Source organism: Streptomyces coerulescens (assembly GCF_042657965.1).
Classification (GTDB): domain Bacteria; phylum Actinomycetota; class Actinomycetes; order Streptomycetales; family Streptomycetaceae; genus Streptomyces; species Streptomyces coerulescens.
This window is the reverse complement of sequence record NZ_JBHSKM010000028.1, coordinates 92,130-112,120: the sequence shown is the minus strand read 5'-3', so window position 1 is coordinate 112,120 and position 19,991 is coordinate 92,130. Positions and strand designations below refer to the sequence as shown.

Sequence of the window (19,991 nt, the reverse complement as noted above, 5' to 3'; positions counted from 1 at the left end):
CGCGGACGGGCTACGTCATCAACTCGATGTGCGGATGCTCGGGCTTCGCCGGGCAGACGAACAGGTGCTGCCGGTAGCCGCTGCCTATCTGGACCCCGGTCGCGTTGTAGCCGCGGTGGCCGGGGTACGGTCCAGCACCGGGGTGGGGGTGCGGAGACCAGCTGTTCCCGGCGTCGTCCCCTTCCTCGAACGTGGCGACGGTCATCAGGACCTCCATGCCGGTGCCGCACTCTGAGCAGGGCTGCGGGCTGGGGTCGGTGGAGTTCCAGGCGGGCCAGCCGCCGACCTTCCAGCCGGGTGCGTTGGACAGCACACAGTCGTAGTACGTGTCCGGGTCCATGTCTTCCTCTGCTGCCTGCGGCACACTCCACTGCTTGAGCTGCTCCTGCAGTTCTTCGCTCAGTTCCAGATGGTCGGGGTACTCGGTGATCTGCTCCGGTTCGAGCACGCACGGTTCCGGTAGATAGCCGTCGAACTGCACTGCGGGCGGCTCAGGGGGCGTGTCGAGGATGTCGGTGACGGCGGCTGCCGAACGCCAGAAGAGCAGGGTCCTGGGCATGATCGGATGATCGAAGGGGCACCACAGAACCTGCAGCAGGTCCTTGCCCTCCGGCGGGCTCAGATCGGGCACATCCCGTACGTACAGCTGCGCGACGGGCAGCATCGCTATGGGGTCGTCGTACGACTGGACCGCCGGTCTCACCGGATACGTCTGCGGGGGCCGGATCCGTTCGAGAGTCTCCCGTTCCTCCGGAGTCAGGTCCCGGCCGTGCGAGGCGGCGAAGATCCGTCGTTCCAGCCGCAGATCCGCCGGGGACTGGGCTGGGGTGATGCCGTCCACCACATGCGGTTCCTCGCAGTGCGGCCACGGCTCCTCGGCGGGCCACAGCAGCGGCCCGCCGATCGAGCTGTCGTGCCACGTCGGCGCCCCAGGGCGGGGGTGCAGGCGGGTCGCCGTGCGGGCCAGCGGGGCCAGTTGGGGCAAGACCGCGACAACGTCGATCGGCCGTGGCGGAGTGACAGGAGTGACATTCATGGCCGCAATCTTGCCAATCGCCTCTGACAACGGCCCTCGTGGCCGCCCCACGATGAGCTCCGGCACGGGCGCCACCCGGGAGAGCCCTACCGCCGGTCCATCGCCGGCAGATGGCCCGCGAGCAGGTCCACGATCGCCGCATGGATGTCCGTCCACACGCGCGGTGCGTCGCCACGTACTACTTCCATGCGGGTGTTACGAGTTACCGTGGCGCACCGCAAACCCGGCCGCGAACTGCATCCACGGAGCTCGGGATCCCACACACGTGACCGGAGCCATATCGCCGGTCAGCCCATTTCGTCGGTGGCCCCTGATGAAGTGGCAGGGGAAGGGAGAATCCGTCAGTCGGAGAGTGAACTCGCCTACCTTTTCAATGCATGCGGGCGTCGGTGTCGAAGAGGGACAGCTCATGCGGATGAAGGAGGTGCTGGACGATGAAAGATCGTCCGGCGACCCGCCAGAGCCCCCGCCCGCGGTTGAGGTGGGAGATGGCTTCGGTCTCCACCGAGGTCAGGCCCAGCAGGGCTGCTGCGGTGTGGAGTTGGTCGGTCTCCTGGCGGTAGATGATGCGGGTGGAGCAGTCGGCGAGCAGCCCTTCGGCCAGGGCGCGCCCGCGGGATCCGGCGTCCCCGGCGGTGAGCAGGTCGGACAGCCGGTGGATCACCATGAGGTTCGCGATGCCCAGGCCACGGCTCAGCTTCCACTGAGACTGCATGCGCTGCAGCAGGCCGGGGTGGCGCATCAGACGCCATGCCTCGTCGTAGACGATCCAGCGCCGGCCGCCGCCCGGGTCGGTTAGGGCGGATTCCATCCACGCCGAGGCGCAGGTCATCGCCAGGACCAAGGCGGTGTCGTCGCCGGAGCCGCCCAGGCGGGACAGGTCGATGGTGAGCATCGGCGAGTTGGGATCGAAGGCCACCGTGCTGGGTGCGTCGAACATGCCGGCCAGGTCGCCGTGGACCAGGCGGCGCATGGCGTGGGCCAGGTCGCGGGAGGCGTCGCCGAGGCGGCCGGACATCAGCCCGGCGGCCCGGTCGAGTTCGTTGGGGTTGTTGAGGGTGGCGGCGATGTCGCCGAGCAGCGGGGTGCGTCCGGTCGCGGCAACGCGGGTGACGACGGAGTCCAGAGCGACGTCGAGGCCGGTGTGCTCCATCGGCAGCAAGTCCCGCCCGAGCACGGTGCGGGTCAGCGAGCCGAGCAGCAGCAGCCGGCGCTTGCGGACCTCGCCCGCCCAGTCGGCTTCGGCGACGCTGTCGGGCCGCGGCGCCGCGTCCAGAGGGTTCAGCTTTCCTGGCAGACCCGGCCCGAGCGCGATCGAGGTGCCGCCCAACGCCTGTGCCACGGGCGTCCATTCGCCCTTCGGGTCACACGGAACGTAGACCCGGTAGCCGAAGGCGATCGACCGCAGCGCGAAGGACTTCGCGAGCGCCGACTTGCCCTGGCCGATCACGCCGGCCAGCAGCACGTTGGGGTTGGTGAAGCCCTCGACCTTCCCGTACAGCGCGAACGGATCGAAACAGAACGAGGCTTCGGCGTGGACGTCGCGGCCGATGTAGATGCCCTCGGCGCCCAGGCCGCCTTCAGCGAGGAACGGGTACGCCCCGGAAGCGGTGGCGGTGGTCATGCGGTGTGCGGGCAGCTTGAGCCTGTTGTTGCGGGACGATGCGGGGCCGGGCCGTCCAGCGGGCGGGAAGACGGGTGGCGGCATCTCCTGTTCCTCCACGCCGACGCCGACGCCGACGCTGGGGTGGGCGGCTGCTTCGACGCGGGCCTTCGCGGCGGCCTCGGCGAGCTGTCGGCGGGCGGCTTTGCGGGCGGCGCGGTCGGTGCCGTGCGGGGTGAACAGGGGGCTGGCGCTGGCGCGGCGTGCTCGGCGCGCGGGCCGGTGGCTCATAGCAGGGCGGCCTTCCCGTAGGCGGCGGTCTGGACGCGGTGAGGGGTCAGACGACCGGTGAGGCTGTGAACAGAATCGGCTTCAGGTAGCTCTTGCCGTCGCCGGACCAGTCCAGCTGGATGTAGCCGTCGGCGAGGTAGCGGCTGCCGGAGCCCGCCTTGTAATTGAGGGTTCCGGTCGAGTAGGAGCCGTTGCCGTGCATGCTGCTGTGTTCGAGCGCGTACTCAAGTCCGTTGTAGGCGGCGGACTTCACGACCGGGTCTGTGCCGCTGACGCTCTTCTTGGTCTGGAGCTGGAGCTTGGCGTTGTTGAAGGTGTAGGTGTTGCGGTTCTTGGCGGTGTACGGGCCGTCCCAGTACACGGTGGCGTTGGTGTAGATGTAGCCGCCGGATCGCATGGCGCAGAGCGTGACGTCGAGGTCCCAGTTGTCGGAGTCGGGTCCGTTGTAGCTCGGGTCGTCGACGCTGTGGCTGCTGGTCGTGCAGTGGTAGCTGGCGGCGGATGCCGGGGCCGCGGTGGACAGGGCGGTAGTGCCGGCGAGCGCGGCGAGTATGACGGCGGTGGAGGCAGAGCGCTTCAGGGCGCGCATTTCAGGGCCTTTCGATGGTGGGGGCTACTGGCTGCAGGTGGTGGTGTGGCCGTGCAGCGGGGTGTTGAGGTCGCTCGGGGTGGTCTTGCGCCGTACGACGTGGCCGGCGGCGAGGTGGCGCTGGCAGATGGTCAGGACGGGCGGCCCTTCGGGGAGGCGCTCGGGGTGGCAGCCGTTGTCCGTGTCTGCCGTGGGCTTGTCCGCGACGGGCAGGAGGTGGAAGGCGTCGTGCACGGAGGCGGCGGCCTGCCACAGCCGGGTGTGCGCGGTGGCGAGGTGGCGGCTGGCGGCGGGGTGCGGGGGCCGGGTGTATTCGGCGAGCTGGTCGAGCAGCTGGTGCAGCGCGGTCAGATGGGCGTGCAGCACGTCGAGATGCACGCGATCCGCGGGTGCAGCGGTGTACTGGGTGCGTGGGGTGAGAGTGCGGGCGTGGTGGCGGATGCCGGCGCTGGCGGCCCGCAGGTACGGGTACGCGTCACCGACGGGAAGGGCAGAGGTCAAAGGGGGAGAGTTCCTTCCTGCCGTGGTGGCAGGACGTCGGCGGGTGCCGGAGTGCGGGGATTACAGGGCCGTGCGGGCGAGCGGGAGGGCGCCGAGCGTGAACGCGTCGGGCTGCTGGAAGTTCAGGCGCCGCAGGTCGACCTGGGCGGTGACGGCGGCGGTCTCGATCTGCGCGCACGCGGCGTCGAGGAGGGCGTCGGTCTCGGCGGACACGGTCAGCAGTCCGGTCAGCGCGACGTCGGCGTGACCGGCGATCAGCTGGCGCTCGCGGACCTTGACGTCCGCGTACTCGACGGAGTCGGCTTCGGAGTCGACCTGTCCGCGGCGGGCGCGCTCGTTGGCGTCGGCGATGATCGCCGCCTTCTTGCGCTGCACGTCGCGCATCGCGGACTCGAGCCCTTGCGGCACGTAGATGAGGGAGAGGGTGCGGCGGACCCCGGCGGTGAACATGAGGCCGTGCAGGAATCCGGCCGAGGTTTCGGTGCGGGGCCAGTCCTCGACCCAGTAGGTGGCGTGCCGGGCGGAGTCGGTGGTAAGCCGGTCGTACTCCTCGACCTGGACCACCGGGCCGGCGGCGGCGAGGGCTGCCTCGGCACGCCCGGACTCCGACCACTGCTGCAGCGCGGACAGCGCCACCGGGTCGTAGGCGGTGCGGATGACGGCGGCGATCTCGCGCGCGGTGAGCCAGCCGGTCACCATCAGTCCGGCGCTGCGCACGGCCTGGGCGATGGCGGCGGTGGTCTGCTGCATGACGGTGAAGGCGCCGGGCAGTCCGCCTCCGGCCTGGGAGATCAAGCGCTTGGCGGCCTTGAGGTCGAGGGAGATCGCCAGGTACGTCTCGTGCGGGGCGGCGGCCGGTCCTGCGGAGGCGACCAGCTCGCTGTAGACCTGCCCGGCGACGGGAGCCTCGGGGCGGCCCTGATGGGCCCAGTGGCGGGCGAGGGCGTCGCCGCTGTCCGGGACGGTTCGTTCCAGGACCTGCACGGTGGCGATGTGTCCGGTGCGGGCGATGCCCGCCAGGGCCCGCCCCCACCCGGCCACGTTGTGGTTCTGGGCACCCGGGTCGAGGAGAGCGAAGGCCCTGCTGGAGACGCGGGCGACGGCGGTCAGGGTCTGGTGGTGCGGGTCGTGGACGGCGGCGGCGCCGTTGGCGGAGTCGCCGGGCGTGACGACGCGCAGGGAGGCAGCGGTGCCGGGCAGGTGGAGGATGCCGTCCTGGCGGGGCCGGGTGACGGGCCGGGCGAGCCAGAGAGTCTGGCCGCTGCGGCGGCGGTGCGCGTAGCGGGCCACGATGGGCGCCCAGTCGATCAGGGAGCGGCCGTGCCGGCGGATCGCGACGAGCGCGGCGACCGCCGCCCACAGCGGGGCCAGGGCGACGGCGCCGAGCAGTCCGGTGGAGATCACCGTCATCAGCAGCAGCGCCAACGTGCACGAAACGAGGACGAGTTGGGGCAGGCTCAAGCCGAGGAGGATGCCGCGGCGGGACCGGTGCGGGAACTTCACCGTGACGGGGGCGACGGAGAGATCAGTCAAGGGGCGGGTCCTGGTGGCGCGGGTGGAATCCGGGGGCGGGAGGTGGTGTGCACGTCCCGCCCCCGGGAGTCGGGCAGAGGATCAGAGGCCGGCCGGAGGCGGAGGCGGCGGTGAGGCCGCCCCGCTGGACGTGGCGTTCTGTGAGCCGGGGGACGGGGGTGCGCCCTGCGGCGGCGGGGTGGTGGTCGGCGCAGCGGACTGCCATCCGCCGCCCTGGCCGGGTGCGGCGTTTGTTCCGGATCCGCCCGGGCCGGGGCTGCCGCCCACCTGGCCGCTGGTGTCGTGGGCCACGCTCGTCGGCGCGGGCTGGACGGCCTTCTCCAGACCGGACTTGATGGCATCGCCACCGGGCGAGCCGCCCGTTCCGCTGCCCTGCGAACCTTCCTTGCCCTCTGCGCGTCCGCCGGTCGGGTTGGCGGCGACGTCGCCGGGGAAACCGCCTCCGCCAGCGGCGTCGGGCCCCCGCGGTGCGGCGCCCGCTGCGGCGGCACCACCGGTTCCGGCGGTGGCAGCAACTGCGGCGGCCTTGCGGACGCCCTTCTCGGCGTGCTGCCGGGCGAGCTGGGCGCCGGCGCCACCGGCCCGGTGAATCGATTCTCCGTCGGTGCCCTCTGCTGCCCAGTGCACGAACTTGAAGACGGCGTACGGGCACAGTAGGACCAGGATCATGATCACGATGCCTGCCATGACGTCAGCGAGGGCGGCGATGCCGTCCTTGGCTTCGGTTTTGCCCATGGCGGCGATACCGAGCACGAAGATTACGGTCATCAAAAGCTTGGAGACGACGAGAGTGGCGGTGGCTTCGATCCAGCCCTTGCGCCAGCGCCTGGCGACCTCCCAGCCGCCGCCAGCGGAGGCGAAGATCGCCAGGGTGACCATGACGAGGATGCCGACCTTGCGGACCATCATCACGCACCAGTAGAGGAAGGCGCCGATGGCGGCGCCGAGACCGGCGACGACCGCGACGAGCCAGCCCAGTCCGGACAGGCCGGCGATCTGGTTCACCTTGACGATGCGGCGCACCGCGGAGGCGATGTCCAGCTTCGCGGCTTTGAATAGGCCGTCGGAGACGGCGTCGACCACCTCGACGGCAACCGTGGTCAGGGCGATGGCGCAGAAGGCGAACAGGACGCCGGACATGGTGCCGGTGAATGCCTGAGTGAGGGCTTGTCCGTCGCGTCTGACGGCGGCCCGGACCAGCTGCGCGCAGAACGTGGCGACAAGCAGGACCAGGCCCAGCGGAAGGAGCATCTCGTAGTTGTCGCGGAACCACCCGGCGTTCAGGTCGACCTTGGTGGTGGTGTTGACCGCCTCGGCGGCCAGGTCGGCTGCAGCGGCTGCTAGTTCACCGGCGGACTTGGCCATCCAGTCGCCGATGGCCTTGCCGGGGTCCGAGGCGAAGTCGACCGCGTCGCCGACGGCGCACAGCTTGTCTGCCAGGGGGAAGTCACAGAAACCCATGGGGTGTTACTCCTCCTTTCTCATTCAGGCGCGGGTCACTGCGTGACGCTCGGGGCGATGGCGGCGAGGCGGCAGTCGTGATTGGGGCGGCACTGCACGGCGAGGGTCACGGCGCGCTCCTCGGCTCCGCCGCCGCCCTTCTTCCAGGAGATCTGCTGCTTGCCGTTGACGGTGACGACGTAGATGTACGCCTCGGTGATCGCGGACGGGTCTTCGGCCAGTGCCTGCTTGAACGCGCCGGGGTAGTGGCCCTCGGTGACCGCGGCGGTGGCGTGCTGGTCCTGGTCGGCCATCCGCGACCACAGCACCGGATCGGGAACCTGGCCGGAGACCGAGGCCCAGTCGGCGTACTTGGTCTCGGTGGTCATCCACGCGCGCATGCCCGCGAGCTGCTGATCACGGTTGGTGTCGCGGGTGTCGTAGGACCACAGCATCTGGGCCGCTGCCTTGGCGTAGGCGACCGGCTCGGCGATCTGCGCAGGCTTGGGCACCGATCCGGATCCGGAGGAAGGTTTCGGGGCGGCCTCGGTGGAGGACTGGCTGCCGGCTGGGGCGGCCGTCGCGGTGTCCGGGGCCTGGTGGCCGTTCCCGCTGCCGGTGAGCAGGGCGACGGTCCCGGCGATGGCGAGCAGGACCGCGACGACGGAGGTGATGATCGCGATGCGCCGGTTGGTCGACCAGCCCACGCCGAAGGCGGACAGCGAAGTGGAGGGGAATCGGTTGCGCATCATTGGACCTGCGACCCCAGGCCGGAGAAGAAGGCCACGATGCCGTTCGCGGCACCCAGACCGAGGGCAGCGCCGGCGGCCACGACGGCGCCCTTCTTTCCGTTGGCCTCGGCCTGGTGACCACCGGTGTGGTGACCCCAGGCCCAGACGCCGAGTGAGACGGCGAGGGCGCCGACGACGGCGATGATCCCGAACAGGTTGATGCTGTTGACGACGTTCTTCAGCACGCTCAGCCCGGGCAATCCGCCGCCCTTGGGTGAGATTCCTGGGTCGTAGGCGAGCTGGATGACGCGGTCTGCGAGAGGGACGGACATAGGTGTGGCGGGGCTCCTTGCATACGCGGGCCGGGCGAGGGCCGGCGGGAAGGGGAAGGCGGAGGGGGAGGAGCGCTCGGGGCGCGGAAGTGGCCGCGGCGGCGGCCCGCCCGGAGCGGTGCCGGGCGGGGGCGGCGTCAGATGACGCGGCGGGCGGCGAGAATCGTCCAGTCCTTGATCGGGGTGATCCGGACCGGCTTGGTGGTGCGCGGTGCCTCGATCACGAGGCCCTCGCCCATGTACATGCCGACGTGTTCGGGCCGGGCGGCGGTGCCGCGGCTGAAGAGCAGGTCACCGGGCTCAAGTTGGGCGGGCGAGACCGCCTTGCCCTCGTTGACCTGCGTGTACGTGGTGCGGGTGAGCGTGACGCCGGCATGCGCGTACGCCTGCTGCATCAGCGAGCTGCAGTCGCAGCGGCCCATGGGGTCGGGGCCGTGCGCGTTGGTGCAGGAGCCGCCCCACTGGTAGAGCGTGCCGAGCTGGTGCATCGCCCACTCGATGGCCTTGCGCGCCTTCGGGTCGGCGTCTTTGGGGATCGAGTAGCCCTTCGGGACGCTCCCCTCGGGGATGCGGCCGAAGCCGGAATCGTCCTGGCCCGGAGCGCAGCCGCTCGCGCCAGCCGACGGTTGCTCGCCCTGGTCCGCGCCCTTGCCGTCCGCGTCGTTGCCGCCGCCGGGGAAGGTCTTGGCGATGGCGTCCTGCAGCGCGGTGGCCAGGTTCTCCCACTGCGCGTACGCGTCCGGCAGGCCGGACTTCTGCACGGCTTGGGCGGCCTGGGTGATGGTCATCTGCTGCCAGCCGTCCACCTTGAGCAAGTGCTTGTAGAACTGCTCGGAGGCGTAGACCGGGTCGCGTATCTGCTGGGCGCTGCCCCAGCCCTGGGAGGGACGCTGCTGGAACAGGCCGAGGGAATCCCTGTCGCCGTAGTTGAGGTTGCGCAGCCGGCTCTCCTGCATCGCCGTGGCGAGCGCGACGATCTGTCCCCTCTTGGGGACGTCGAGCGAGAGACCGGCTGCCACGATTGTCGCCGCGTTGGGGACCTGCTCGGCGGGCAGGTCCAGGCCCTCGATGTGGACGCGTCTGCCGGACGCGCCGTCGAGGATCTTGGTGACCTGCTCGGCGACCTTGTCGGTGTCGAGGTCGGTCAGGCAGCTGCTGAAGGAGCCGCTGCGCTGCACGGCGTCGGCGGAGGAGGCCAGCATCATGCCGGTGCCGCCGAGCAGGATCGGGGAGAGGAAGACGACGCCGATGCCGGCGGCGAGCCACTTCAACCGGAGCGGATCGCTCGCCGGTCAGCGGTTTCGGGCAGGGGTGGGTAGCGAGACGTCATGAGTGTGTCCTTCGGGGTGCGGTGTCCGGCGTGCCGCGTGCGCGAGGCGTGATTGGAAGGGCGCGGCGGCCGGGGCGGGCAATCGGAGGCGGGCCGGTGCGGGCGAGTTGCCGCTCGCTCCGCGTGGCCGGGCCGTGAGCTAGGTGTGCCGGGGCAGGGGGTACCTCCGTGAGGTGAGATGGGGGAGTAGCCAGCGGCGGTGTGCGCCGGGCGGTTCAAAAACAGTAGGCGCAGATCGGCGGTTGACCAAAAAGTCGGCGTGAGGTGCCGGAATCCGACACCTCAGCAACGCATTTCTTGGTCGTCGGCGGATTCGCCTCTACAGTTTTTGGACTCCCCTCGCCCTCCTCGGTCTGCGGCCCTGGGCTTCTGCATGCCCACTTCCGGCCCGCGAGGACTCCTGTGAGGCGGTGAGTTCCCTCCGCGATTCCGCACCCGAATAGGGGTTCCTCTTTGCCTTTTTCCCTGCACCAGGGCGACGCCCTCAGTGTCCTCGCCGGCCTTCCGGACGACTGCGTCGACTCCGTCATTACCGATCCGCCGTACAACAGCGGGGGCCGGACCGCGAAGGAGCGCACCACCCGCTCCGCGAAGCAGAAGTACACCTCCGCCGACGCCCAGCACGCCCTGCCGGACTTCACCGGCGAGAACATGGATCAAAGGTCGTACGGGTTCTGGCTGACGCAGATCATGACCGAAGCTCACCGCCTTACGAAGACCGGCGGCACGGCCCTGCTCTTCACCGACTGGCGCCAACTGCCCACCACGACGGACGCGATCCAGGCGGCCGGCTGGCTGTGGCGCGGGGTGCTGGCGTGGCACAAGCCGCAGGCCAGGCCGCAAAAGGGCCGGTTCACCCAGAACTGTGAATTCATCGTCTGGGCCTCGAAGGGAGCGATCGACGGCTCCCGCAACCCGGTCTATTTGCCCGGCTTGTACTCGGCCTCGCAGCCCTCGGGAGCGAAGCGCCAGCACATCACGCAAAAGCCTGTCGAGGTGATGCGCGAGCTGGTCAAGATCAGCCCCGAGGGCGGCACGGTGCTCGACTTCTGTGCCGGCTCCGGCTCCACGGGCGTCGCCGCCCTGCTGGAAGGCCGGGACTTCATCGGCGTGGAGAAGACCGAGCACTACGCCTCGATTGCGGCCGACCGGCTCACCGAGACGATCCGCGAGACCCTCACGCAAGACGACGTGATTCTCACCGCCTGAACCGCGAACGCGCTCCACGTTGAGGCGGTCGACGCCCTAGGCGGCGATCCGGCCAAGCGGACCTTTCTCTCGCTGCCCGGTCCGCGCGTCGCCGCTTCCGTCTTTCTCTCATTCCCCGTCTCGTAGGAGGCCGATCTTTTTCATGCCCGAACCCATAAAACCCCCTGACGGTGGGGAGTTGGAGCCGGTTCGCATTCCGGATCCGCAGCTGGAGGGAATCGAGGCGAGCGTCCGACGGCTCATGGAGCAGTCGGCGCAACAGGCGCAGCAACTCGACCACCTCGCGTCCGCCCCGCCACCGAGCGGATCGCCGTTCGCCGCGTTCGGCATGCCGGGACTCGGCGGGCCTGCTACCGCGGCTCCGCCGGAACCCCGCCCGATCCTGGAACTCGACGGGGAGGAAAGGGAGGACGAACTCGACGCTCTGTCGGACTGGGTCGACGACTTCCTCCTCCCGGTCTACGGGGCGGAGGTCACCACAGCGGCGCCCTGGTGCCTGCAGTGGCAGGAGCACGACGATGTCGTGGCCTGGCTCCACGCCCTGTGGCTCGCGTACCAGCAGCACAAGGACCCCGAGGCCGGATTGAGCGGCCTGTTCGTGTGGCACCGGGACTTCCTCACCCACGCCGTTGCGGCGATCCGCGCACCGGGCGGGCCGCTGTCGGCGTGCATGACCTCTCCTGATCGGCCCGCGCACCGTCTTCTGCCCGGCCCGCCGCCGTCCGTGCGCACGGAGACGGCGTCCACGGCGCAGGCCGCCGGGACCGAGGAGCCGGACGAGCAGGCGTCGTGACCGCGGGAGTGGGACAGCCCGCCTTCGGACTGAGCTTCGACCCCCGCGCGCTGACCGATCTCCTCCAGGCCCCCGGCGATATCCGCGACCTCGCCCTCGCCTACCTGCAGGAAGTCGTGAACGCGCAGCGCTTCGGGCTACGCCTCGACGGTGACCTGGAGGGCTATCGCAAGCTGTTCGTGGACTCCCGGAAGGACTGGCGCGTCGTCTACGGCGTCCGCCCTGCGCCCGCAGAGTCCGCACATCCGAAGGAGATTCACGTCGTCGCGGTCCGGCCTCGTGCGGGCAATGACGTCTACGACGAGGTCGGCCGCCGCCTGGGAATGACCCGCCGGCCGCTGAGCGCCCGCACTCACGCGGCCCGCTCCCGCTCCCCGCAGCTGACCAGCCGTGCCCCCGCGCCTCGGCCCGGTCCACCGTCCAATGCACTGCCGGGTCTGCCTCGTCCCGCCCAGAACCCCGCGCACCATCACACCCGCTGAACACGGAGCGTCGCCTATGCCCCCTGATCCCGCGCCGACATCAGCCCGGCGTGCGGTCTCCCCGCTCGACCACCGCATCGAAGCCGTCACCGGCCACGACATCGACACCCTGTGGGCCTACCGCGACCGCGGCGTCCTCGACCAGCCCCATGCCCACCTGGTTGACCAACATCGGGAGTTGGCCAAGGCCCAGACCGGCGTCACCTTCTACCTCCGCCTCCTGGGCCGCCTTTCCAGCGGCGAGTTCGACGTCGATGACGCCCTGTTCACACGAATCGACCGCACCGTGGACCAGCTGGAGGACGCCGCCGGCGCGCGGGACGCCGCCGCCCGGAACGTGCTCGCCGCCCTGGAGCCCATTGAGGCCGCCGCGGCGGCCTCAATGCCCGGCGCGAAGCCGCTCTCGACGGACGACCAGGCTGCGCTGCTCGCTATCGCCGGCGGCGCCAAGCTCTACGAACACCTGCTGACCGGCCGGCTGTCCGTCACCGCTGCCTCCGGCACCCGCATCCCGCACGCCAAGCTGCGCAGGCTGGAGGACGCCGGCCTGGTCGTCCGGGACACCAGCCACCCCATGCACGCCGGGCAGCCGGTCACCCTCACCGACGCCGGACGCGCCGCGCTGCTCGCCACCCGACGCACGCCCACGACCCAGGCGCCGAAGCTCCCGGCCCCGTCCGGCACGTCGCCGTACCCGGCACAGCATCGCTGAACTCCATCGAAAGGCCCTTGTTGTCTCCCACCGAACCGGCACCGGCTCGGAAGGCCATCCCCCAAGTCGACTTCGACCTGGACGACTTCGACGCCGACGAGGAGATGTACCTCGACTTCTACCGCCAGGTCGCCGTCAACGAGGACATGCTCGTCCCCATCGCCGAACACCACACCCCCGACGGCGCGCACAGCTACTACGCCCTGTTCGACCGCACCGCCACCTACGGGCACCCAGGCATGCCGCAGTACGTCGCCGTGCACCTGAAGCGGGACCGGGAGAAGGCGACGTTCGACTTCGAGCAGGCCCTGCTGCCGCTGCCCGCGATGGCGCAGTCCTGGCTCATCCACCGCGGCTGCCCGCCCGACGCCATCGGCCTCAACCCCGAGCTGGGCCCGCCGCCGGCGGACGAGGCGACGCGAGCGCTGGAGCGACGCCTCGCGGGCGACGGCGACCACTACGCCATGGGCTACTCCTACACCAGCGACGACCCGGACGACAGGGTCACCGTTGTCGCCCTGCGCGCCCTGGGCGAGCGAGCCCCCTCCCCGTTCCGCGTCGTGGTCGAGGAAGTCGACACCGACGCCTGGAGCCACACCCTGCGCGAGGGCGGCTTCGACACGGTCGGCGAGGCCCTGCAGTGGTGCGACGACCGGCTCACCGGCGAGGCTGGCCCCCTGCCGCCGGTCCGCCCGGCAGCCGCAGCCAGCCGCCCGACCACCCTGCCGAAGGCCCCTGCTCCGCGCTCTCCCGGCCGCTCCCGCTGAACGCCTGAGTCGACCGGGCGCGGCGCAACATAGCCGACGATCGCCGGTTAGCCAAACCGGCGATTCTCCGGACTCTTATACAGCCGCCGGGACAACCCCGCGGCGCCCATCCACGCAATCCCTATGCCTTCCCGGAGGTTTCTTCCGCATGCGCTCCACCCGAATTGCTATATCCGCAGCGATGCTCGGTGCACTCGCACTCCCGTTCCTGTCCACTGCGCCCGTGAGCGCGGCCCCCGCCGCTGCCACCTCGGTGGTTACCCCCTGCCCGGACCTGCCGCCGCTGCCGTACAAGGTCCACGCATCCGCCGTGACCATCCGCTCCAAGGCCAGCTCGAAGTCCACCGCGGTCGGAGTGCTCTACAAGAGCCACAAGTTCACGGTGCACAAGAAGAGCGGCAACTGGCTCTACATCACCGACCGGACCACGGGCGTCAAGGGCTGGGTCTCCGGCACCTACGTCTACCGCGACACCCGAATGTGCCTGAGCTGACAGCAAATCAGCAGGTCTCCATAAGCGGCTGAGCCGCCGGGTACGGCGGCCCCACACATTCCTTAGGCATCGGCCTTTCCAGAACAGGAGTTTCCTTTTGCTCGACGGCATATCCGATGACGCTGAGGATGTCGTGGGCGTGCTCACCGAACGGATCGAAGCGCGCTTCTCCATGGACATGGACCAGTTGAAGGCCGCGGTCGCCGCCGCGCCGGCCGCGAATCCGGACGCCACCGAGGTCGTGAAGTGGCACGGCCTTCTCTTCGAGGCCCAGTTGGTGCTCGACCACGCGGAGGACGACCTCCTCGCCGCGCTGGAAACCCAGCCCAGCGAGGTCGACGACCCGACGATGAGCCTCGCCCACCGCGTGAACGCGGCCGTCACCGCACGCGACGGCAGGGCCATGGTCGTGCGATGGCTCCTCGACCCGGACGCTCCGGGCAAGAAGGACCTCGCCGCTGAACGGCTCGCCCGCCTTCGTCCCCGAACCGGGCCTGCGGTGCAGACCAGCGCTCCCCACCGACCCGCGGGTACACCCGCGCCGACGTCGGCAGGGCGGGCGGGAAGGCCCGTCCGATGAGCCGGGCCAAGGCCAGCACCGTGGACGCCGAGCTGCAGAAGGTCTTCGGGAACCCGGTTCCCGAGCTGCACGAGGCGGCTGCCGGACCCGGCGCCTCACCGGCGCTCGTCCGTGCCCTGGAGCTGCGCTCCTTCCTGGCTCTGACCGAGGAGCAGGTCGCCCGCGTCCGTGACCGCGTGCACGCGGACATGGATCCAGGCCGCGACATGGGCGAGCTGTCGGCGGACAAGCTCCGCTTCGACGCGCAGTGGCTGGAGGCGGCGCTCGATGCCCGCGACGGCTACCGCGCTGCACTCGGCGAGCTGCTGCGCACCATGCCTGCGCCCGACCGGAGGCCCCGTCCTGTCCGCACGACGCAGCTCAGGGCCACCGCAACCCTGCCCCCGTCCGCCGCCCCAGCACCCACACGTGCTGGGGCGGCCCGGGCCCGCCGACCGTGAAAGCGACCGCTTGCCCCACCTCACGTCCACCGAGATAGCCGGACGGATCGAGGACCTGTACGGCGCGACGCTTGCCGACCTCGAAGCCCACGCCCAGGACCAGCCGCCCGGCATGCTCTCCGCCCTGCTCGGCATGCACGACGACCTCACTCTCGCCGAGCGCAGCATCGACGTGCACCGCGACCAACTCGCCCGGCTCATCCACCCCGAGCGGCAGATCGGCCGGCACGAGGTCTCCCACCTTCTCGACGGCTCCCGCCGGCTCGCCGAGGCCGTCGCAGTCCGCGACGTCCAGGCCAAGTCGGTCTTGGCCGTTCTGCGGAGCCTGGCTCGCGTCCCGGCCCCGGCGCCCTCCGCGCCGGCTCCCTCGCCGCCCCTGCCGGCTCTGCCCCTTCTGGCTCAGAGCACGGCGCACAGCCGCTGACCGCAGGCGATTTCCCTCATCTCACCCAGGAGTTCCTCCCTTGGCCATCACTGCTCTGCCCCCTGACACCGACGCTGACATCGCCAGGGTCACCGAGGCCCTCGCCATGATCACCCCGCGCTGGAACGTGAGGATCCTGCTGGCACTCTCCGGCCCGCCGCTGCGTTACAGCGAGCTGGCGGCCAAGGTGTCGTGGCTGCAGAACGGCCAGCTCCACCCCAGGCTCAAGGCGCTGTGCGACGCCGGTCTTGTCGAGCGCACCGAACACACCGCACGGCATGTGACCTACGGCCACACCGAGCGTGGCGCAGCCCTGCTGCAGGTCCTGCCGGTGATCGTCACCTGGGCCGAGGAGCATCTGGAGAAGGCGGACCGCCCGCTGCCCGCGATTGAGCAGATCGAGGACAGCCTCACCCTGCTCACCCGTCGGCACGCCGCCGCCATCCTGTGGGTGCTCAAGTCCCGCCAGGAGGTCAGCGGCCGGGCCCTGGCCCGGATCGTGATGCCTCGCAGCGACTGGACCAACGTGTACCCGCCGCTGCGGCAGCTCGTCGCCGACGGCCTGGTCGACACCGACGGCATCGGCCAGCCCTACCGGCTGTCTGCAGCGGGCGACGGACTTGGCCCCGTTCTGGGTGCACTGTCCGCGTGGTCCGCCGGGCAGCCCCTCAACACCGCGGCCCAGCACCCGGTCTGGGGGCACCCGCAGGCGAGGCTCGCGCCGAGGCCGTGGGTCAGCAGCCCGCCCCGGCCTGCCCCCGCGGTGCTCCCGCAGGCCCGGACGGGTGAGTCCTCTCCGGCGTGGCACAACCGCGATCTCTTCTCCCATGCCGCGACCGCCCGCCCGAAGGCGGCCCTCCAGGCGGGAGGTCCGCGCCGATGACCGCCCTCTTCACCCCTGCCGCAGTACGCAACGCCGTCGAGCTGCTGGCGTCGCGTTCCTTGATCCGCCTTGTCACCGAGATCGACGACAACGGGGCGATACAGCCGCGACGGCTGGCCGACACCCTTCCCGACCTTTCATCGCACCAACTGCGCCGCGCTACCGAGGTGGCCCGCGCCCACGGCCTCGTCCGTCTCGCGCCCGGCGCAGGTCTGGAACTCACCGCGTCGGGCTCACAGTTGGCCGACCTGTACGACGCGGCTGCGCGCTGGGCCCGACGCCACACCTACCCGGCCCCGGTCTGCGAGTTCAGCACTCGCATCCGCCACGTCCTCAGCCTTCTGGCGCCCTCGCTCGCTTCCGAGCGCACCGACGGCTTCGCCGGGCCGTCCGCCGCGCGCCTGCCCAGCACCGAGGCCGAGGCGGGCCTTGCCCGTCCCCGGGCCCTGCTGATCCCGTGGCTGGCCAGCAACCCCCACGTCGCAGGGGTGTCCGAGCCCGAGCCGGCCGCGTGAGCGCAGCGGTCACACCTCGGCAGGCACGCCACACCGACGGACTGCTGCGCAGCATCTACTTGCCGCGCACGGCGGACGCCCTCGCGTTTGCCATGTCCACTTACGGCATCCCGCTGCTGGTCCTGGCGACTACGCGCTCCGCCGCGTTGACGGGAGCGGCGTTCGCTTTGGAGTGGATCCCGCGGCTGGCGGCGTTCGGGTGGGCCGGATCGGTCGTCGACCGGCGCGGGGCGGCCGTCGTCTTCCACCTCGCCTCCCTGGGCCGCGCGCTGGCCCTCGCCGCTGGCGCGGTCCTGCTCCACCTCCACCCGTCCGGCATCGTGGCGGGCGCGACCGTGATGGTGCTCGCGGCGACGACCGGCGTGCTCACCGAGTTCAGCTACATCGCGGCCGAGACCGCGGGCGCCGCCGCCGGCCGGCGAGCGGGAGCGCGGGCCCACCGTGTCCAGGCTGTCCTGCTCGGCATCGACCAGACCGCGATCCTGGCCGGCCCGGCCCTCGCAGGGGTGCTTCTGCTTGCTGGGCCGGCGCCGATGCTCGCGGTGATCACGGTGCTTTCGCTTCTCGCCGCGCTGCTCGCCCTGCGCACGCCACCCTCGCCCGTCGCCCCGGCCCGCGCGCCTAAGGGACAGTCCGGTGCCGGACTTCTCGCTGGGTGGCGCACCATCCGCTCCTTGCCCGCGCTCGGCTGGCTCGTGACCGGGCTGACCCTGTCCAACCTGGCCACCGGGCTCCTCCAAGCGGCCGGCCCGGTGATCGTCGTTGAGCACTTCGGGCAGTCCACCACCGCTGTCGGCCTGGTCTGGTCCGCCGCTGCAGCGGCCACCCTCTTGGCCGTCACCATTTGCCGGTTCGCGCTTGACCGCCTGGGCCTGTGGCCGGTCGGCGCCGCCTGCGCGATCCTCGCCTCGCTGGCCTGTCTCGCCGCGGCCCAGGCCCCCGGCTACCTGTCCTACCTGGTCCTGGTCGCGGTCCTCATGGCGGCCGACGGCGGCATGACGGTCGTCCTGCGCACCCTGCGCTCCCGCCTGATTCCACCGGAGCAGTTCGGCAGCACCCTGTCGGCGACCATCCTCATTCTCCTGCTGCCCTTCCCCATCGCCGGCGTACTCACCGCGCTCACCCCACCCGCTGCGCTGGGCCACGTCATCACCACTTGCGCCGCCCTGCAGGCCCTCGGCCTGTTCTGCGCCTTCGCCCGCTTGCGCACCGATCCCGCCCTGCGCACCTGACCCTGCTGCACCCCCAGCCTGTGGAGAACCTCATGCCCACTGCCGTCCTCGGGACGAACCGCGCGAGCGGTCGCACCATCACTGAGCAGTTCCACGCCTTCGACGCGCACAACCCGCACGTCTACCGCGCGCTGGAATGCATGGCCGCCCGCCGCCTGGCCGCCGGCGCCACGCGGGTCAGCCTCAAGGACCTGTTCGAAGAACTGCGCCGCCAACTCCCGTACGGGATCGCCGGGCTGAACAACAACTTCACCGCCCTCTACGCCCGCCGCCCGATCGATCACCACCCCCACTGGGCGAGCGTGTTCGAGCTGCGCCGCCGCCGTGCCGCCTGAAATCCCCCTCTCTCGTCTCTCGCCCTGCCGTCCACCGATACGGAGAACCTCCTTTCTTGTCCGCTCGTGCCGGTAACCCCGGCTATCAGGGGCTGCTCAATGCCTGCTCGGCCGCTGTCCTTCGCTGCGCCCCGGGCACCGAATCACGGGCCCGCGCGGTCTCGCACAACGCTCTGAGGACCTGGATGCCTCGTTCAGCGCGTTCGTTCGCGGGGATGTTCGCCGGTCAACTGCCGAAGCGGGCTGTGTACGGCGGCGTGCTGGCCGCCGCATACCTGGCCACGGTCCCCGCGGCGAATCTGCTCACCGCCCATGCCGGCGTGGTCCCGGTCGGGCTCGGCATGATGGCTCCGGCCGGTGTCTACCTGGGCGGCCTGGCGCTGGTCCTGCGTGACCTGACCCGAGAAGTACTCGGCCCCCGCGCGGTGCTGGCGGCGATTGCGGCGGGCGGTGCCGTGTCGTGGCTGCTTGCGGAGCCGCGTCTGGCGCTGGCTTCGGTGGCCGCGTTCGTGCTGTCGGAACTGCTCGACGCGGCCGTCTATGAGCCCCTTAGGCGTCGCGGCCGGATGGTGGCGGTGGCCGTCAGCAACACCGTCGGCGCGTTCGCCGACTCGGTGATCTTCTTGTCGCTCGCCTTCGGTTCGCTCGCCTTCCTGCCGGGCCAACTGCTCGGCAAGACGCTGATGACCCTCGCCGCCCTCACTGTGATCGCGGTCGTGCGGCGCCGTCGCCAGGCGGTGACCGCGTAGCCGCCACCGCGGCGGTCGGCGTGGCAGCGGGGCCGACGTTCTACCTCGGCACCCACATGGTGAACTGGCTCGCCGACAGCGACATCCCGTTGTTCATATCCCGCAACCGGCTCAAGAAGCGCAAGACCTTCCCACGCGCCCGCACCGCGTGGGCGCTGGACTCCGGCGGCTTCACCGAGCTCCAGCGCCACGGCCGATGGACCGTCTCCGCCGCCGAGTACGCCGCCGAGGTACGCAGATACGCCGAGTCGATCGGCCGCATGGCATGGGCGGCTCCGCAGGACTGGATGTGCGAACCCTGGGTGATCTTCGGCAAACGTGACGGACCTGCTGCAAGCCCTGGCTGGTTCCACGGCACCCGTATCGCCCGCGGCCTTTTCGTACGGCGAGCCGGAGCAGGACCTGGACGCGGCCATCGCCCTTCACCAGCGCTACACGGTGGCCAACCTGATCGAGCTGCGCACCATCGCCCCGGACCTGCCGTTCATCCCGGTCCTCCAAGGCTGGGAGCTGCGCCACTACCTTCACTGCGCGCAGCTGTACGCCGACGCGGGCATCGACCTCGCGGCCGAGCCCGTCGTCGGGATCGGGTCCGTCTGCCGGCGGCAGGCCACCGACGAGATCGCCTTGATCGTCCGTGAATTCGCCCGCCGGGGCCTGCGCCTGCACGGCTTCGGAGTCAAGACCGCAGGTCTCGGCGCCTACGCCGACGCCCTGGTCTCCGCCGACTCGATGGCCTGGTCCATGGGCGCGCGCCGCGCGGACCCGCTGCCCGGCCACACCCCCAAGAGCTGCGCCAACTGCTGGGACTGGGCCAGCCGCTGGTACCAGCGCGTCACCGCCCAGCTGCCCTAGATCCGCCCCAGACCCGTACCGCACGCCTTTATGGAGGACCAACTCCCGGATGCCGCACCCCAATCCCTCGCACGACGCGACCTCCCGTCCGCCCCGTGATTCCTCGGATTCGCCGGTCGTTCTGGTCGTTGCCGCG

General features: G+C 70.8%; 24 protein-coding genes and 1 pseudogene. 16 read left to right on the top strand and 9 right to left on the bottom strand.

Annotated elements, in window-relative coordinates; translation table 11 throughout:
* Positions 1-10: 10 nt before the first annotated feature.
* The 9 genes from ACFPQ9_RS34165 to ACFPQ9_RS34125 all read right to left on the bottom strand — a co-directional run bounded on the left by ACFPQ9_RS34165 (position 11) and on the right by ACFPQ9_RS34125 (position 9,327).
* Positions 11-1,036, bottom strand: coding sequence for a hypothetical protein (locus tag ACFPQ9_RS34165; protein ID WP_380862146.1), 1,026 nt, complete (start codon positions 1,034-1,036; stop codon positions 11-13).
* 370 nt (positions 1,037-1,406) lie between these two features.
* Positions 1,407-2,930, bottom strand: a complete 1,524-nt coding sequence (locus tag ACFPQ9_RS34160; protein ID WP_380862144.1) for a VirB4 family type IV secretion system protein — start codon at positions 2,928-2,930, stop codon at positions 1,407-1,409.
* Between the two features lie 46 nt (positions 2,931-2,976).
* Entirely contained in the window at positions 2,977-3,519 is a 543-nt protein-coding gene (locus ACFPQ9_RS34155; protein WP_380862142.1) for a hypothetical protein, read from the bottom strand.
* A 24-nt stretch (positions 3,520-3,543) separates the two neighbouring features.
* Positions 3,544-4,020, bottom strand: coding sequence for a DUF6238 family protein (locus tag ACFPQ9_RS34150; RefSeq protein ID WP_380862140.1), 477 nt, complete (start codon positions 4,018-4,020; stop codon positions 3,544-3,546).
* Between the two features lie 60 nt (positions 4,021-4,080).
* Positions 4,081-5,553 carry an SCO6880 family protein gene (locus ACFPQ9_RS34145; RefSeq protein WP_380862138.1) on the bottom strand — a complete coding sequence of 491 codons (1,473 nt, stop codon included), beginning with the start codon at positions 5,551-5,553 and terminating at the stop codon, positions 4,081-4,083.
* Between the two features lie 81 nt (positions 5,554-5,634).
* Positions 5,635-7,014 (bottom strand): SCO6881 family protein, encoded by a 1,380-nt coding sequence (locus ACFPQ9_RS34140; protein WP_380862136.1) that lies wholly within the window; start codon positions 7,012-7,014, stop codon positions 5,635-5,637.
* A 35-nt stretch (positions 7,015-7,049) separates the two neighbouring features.
* The gene (locus ACFPQ9_RS34135; protein ID WP_380862134.1) at positions 7,050-7,742 is read right to left on the bottom strand and encodes a hypothetical protein; all 693 of its coding nucleotides are present in this window, start codon (positions 7,740-7,742) and stop codon (positions 7,050-7,052) included.
* A complete protein-coding gene (locus ACFPQ9_RS34130; RefSeq protein ID WP_358316172.1) occupies positions 7,742-8,056 on the bottom strand; it encodes a DUF6112 family protein in 315 nt (104 codons plus the stop codon). The genes ACFPQ9_RS34135 and ACFPQ9_RS34130 overlap by 1 nt, the downstream gene beginning before the upstream one ends.
* Before the next feature lie 137 nt (positions 8,057-8,193).
* Positions 8,194-9,327, bottom strand: coding sequence for a C40 family peptidase (locus ACFPQ9_RS34125; RefSeq protein ID WP_380862132.1), 1,134 nt, complete (start codon positions 9,325-9,327; stop codon positions 8,194-8,196).
* A 512-nt stretch (positions 9,328-9,839) separates the two neighbouring features.
* Between ACFPQ9_RS34125 and ACFPQ9_RS34120 the strand changes: the two genes are divergently transcribed.
* The 16 genes and pseudogenes from ACFPQ9_RS34120 to ACFPQ9_RS34045 all read left to right on the top strand — a co-directional run bounded on the left by ACFPQ9_RS34120 (position 9,840) and on the right by ACFPQ9_RS34045 (position 19,855).
* Positions 9,840-10,595 (top strand): DNA-methyltransferase, encoded by a 756-nt coding sequence (locus ACFPQ9_RS34120; protein WP_380862130.1) that lies wholly within the window; start codon positions 9,840-9,842, stop codon positions 10,593-10,595.
* A 241-nt stretch (positions 10,596-10,836) separates the two neighbouring features.
* On the top strand, positions 10,837-11,388 hold the full coding sequence (locus ACFPQ9_RS34115; protein WP_380862246.1) for a DUF4913 domain-containing protein: 552 nt from the start codon (positions 10,837-10,839) through the stop codon (positions 11,386-11,388).
* Positions 11,385-11,870: a hypothetical protein gene (locus ACFPQ9_RS34110; RefSeq protein WP_380862128.1), complete on the top strand. Its 486-nt coding sequence runs from the start codon at positions 11,385-11,387 to the stop codon at positions 11,868-11,870. Before ACFPQ9_RS34115 ends, ACFPQ9_RS34110 begins: the two co-directional genes overlap by 4 nt.
* Before the next feature lie 16 nt (positions 11,871-11,886).
* A complete protein-coding gene (locus ACFPQ9_RS34105) occupies positions 11,887-12,582 on the top strand; it encodes a helix-turn-helix domain-containing protein (protein WP_380862126.1) in 696 nt (231 codons plus the stop codon).
* Positions 12,583-12,599: 17 nt separating this feature from the next.
* Positions 12,600-13,349 carry a hypothetical protein gene (locus ACFPQ9_RS34100; RefSeq protein ID WP_380862124.1) on the top strand — a complete coding sequence of 250 codons (750 nt, stop codon included), beginning with the start codon at positions 12,600-12,602 and terminating at the stop codon, positions 13,347-13,349.
* A 181-nt stretch (positions 13,350-13,530) separates the two neighbouring features.
* Positions 13,531-13,842, top strand: coding sequence for an SH3 domain-containing protein (locus ACFPQ9_RS34095; protein ID WP_380862122.1), 312 nt, complete (start codon positions 13,531-13,533; stop codon positions 13,840-13,842).
* Positions 13,843-13,939: 97 nt separating this feature from the next.
* Positions 13,940-14,422, top strand: a complete 483-nt coding sequence (locus ACFPQ9_RS34090; protein WP_380862120.1) for a hypothetical protein — start codon at positions 13,940-13,942, stop codon at positions 14,420-14,422.
* The gene (locus ACFPQ9_RS34085) at positions 14,419-14,862 is read left to right on the top strand and encodes a hypothetical protein (protein WP_380862118.1); all 444 of its coding nucleotides are present in this window, start codon (positions 14,419-14,421) and stop codon (positions 14,860-14,862) included. Before ACFPQ9_RS34090 ends, ACFPQ9_RS34085 begins: the two co-directional genes overlap by 4 nt.
* 10 nt (positions 14,863-14,872) lie before the next feature.
* Entirely contained in the window at positions 14,873-15,286 is a 414-nt protein-coding gene (locus ACFPQ9_RS34080; protein ID WP_380862116.1) for a hypothetical protein, read from the top strand.
* Positions 15,287-15,326: 40 nt separating this feature from the next.
* A complete protein-coding gene (locus ACFPQ9_RS34075; RefSeq protein ID WP_380862114.1) occupies positions 15,327-16,169 on the top strand; it encodes a winged helix-turn-helix transcriptional regulator in 843 nt (280 codons plus the stop codon).
* Complete coding sequence (locus ACFPQ9_RS34070) at positions 16,166-16,684, top strand: regulator (protein ID WP_380862112.1); 519 nt, start codon at positions 16,166-16,168, stop codon at positions 16,682-16,684. The genes ACFPQ9_RS34075 and ACFPQ9_RS34070 overlap by 4 nt, the downstream gene beginning before the upstream one ends.
* The gene (locus ACFPQ9_RS34065; RefSeq protein WP_380862110.1) at positions 16,681-17,916 is read left to right on the top strand and encodes an MFS transporter; all 1,236 of its coding nucleotides are present in this window, start codon (positions 16,681-16,683) and stop codon (positions 17,914-17,916) included. Before ACFPQ9_RS34070 ends, ACFPQ9_RS34065 begins: the two co-directional genes overlap by 4 nt.
* A 32-nt stretch (positions 17,917-17,948) precedes the next feature.
* Positions 17,949-18,251 (top strand): hypothetical protein, encoded by a 303-nt coding sequence (locus tag ACFPQ9_RS34060; RefSeq protein ID WP_380862108.1) that lies wholly within the window; start codon positions 17,949-17,951, stop codon positions 18,249-18,251.
* 185 nt (positions 18,252-18,436) lie between these two features.
* Entirely contained in the window at positions 18,437-19,000 is a 564-nt protein-coding gene (locus ACFPQ9_RS34055) for a VUT family protein (protein WP_380862106.1), read from the top strand.
* Between the two features lie 56 nt (positions 19,001-19,056).
* Positions 19,057-19,248: pseudogene (locus ACFPQ9_RS44700) on the top strand (deazapurine DNA modification protein DpdA family protein); the annotation flags it as partial.
* Positions 19,249-19,318: 70 nt separating this feature from the next.
* A complete protein-coding gene (locus ACFPQ9_RS34045) occupies positions 19,319-19,855 on the top strand; it encodes a deazapurine DNA modification protein DpdA family protein (protein ID WP_380862102.1) in 537 nt (178 codons plus the stop codon).
* Positions 19,856-19,991 lie beyond the last annotated feature (136 nt).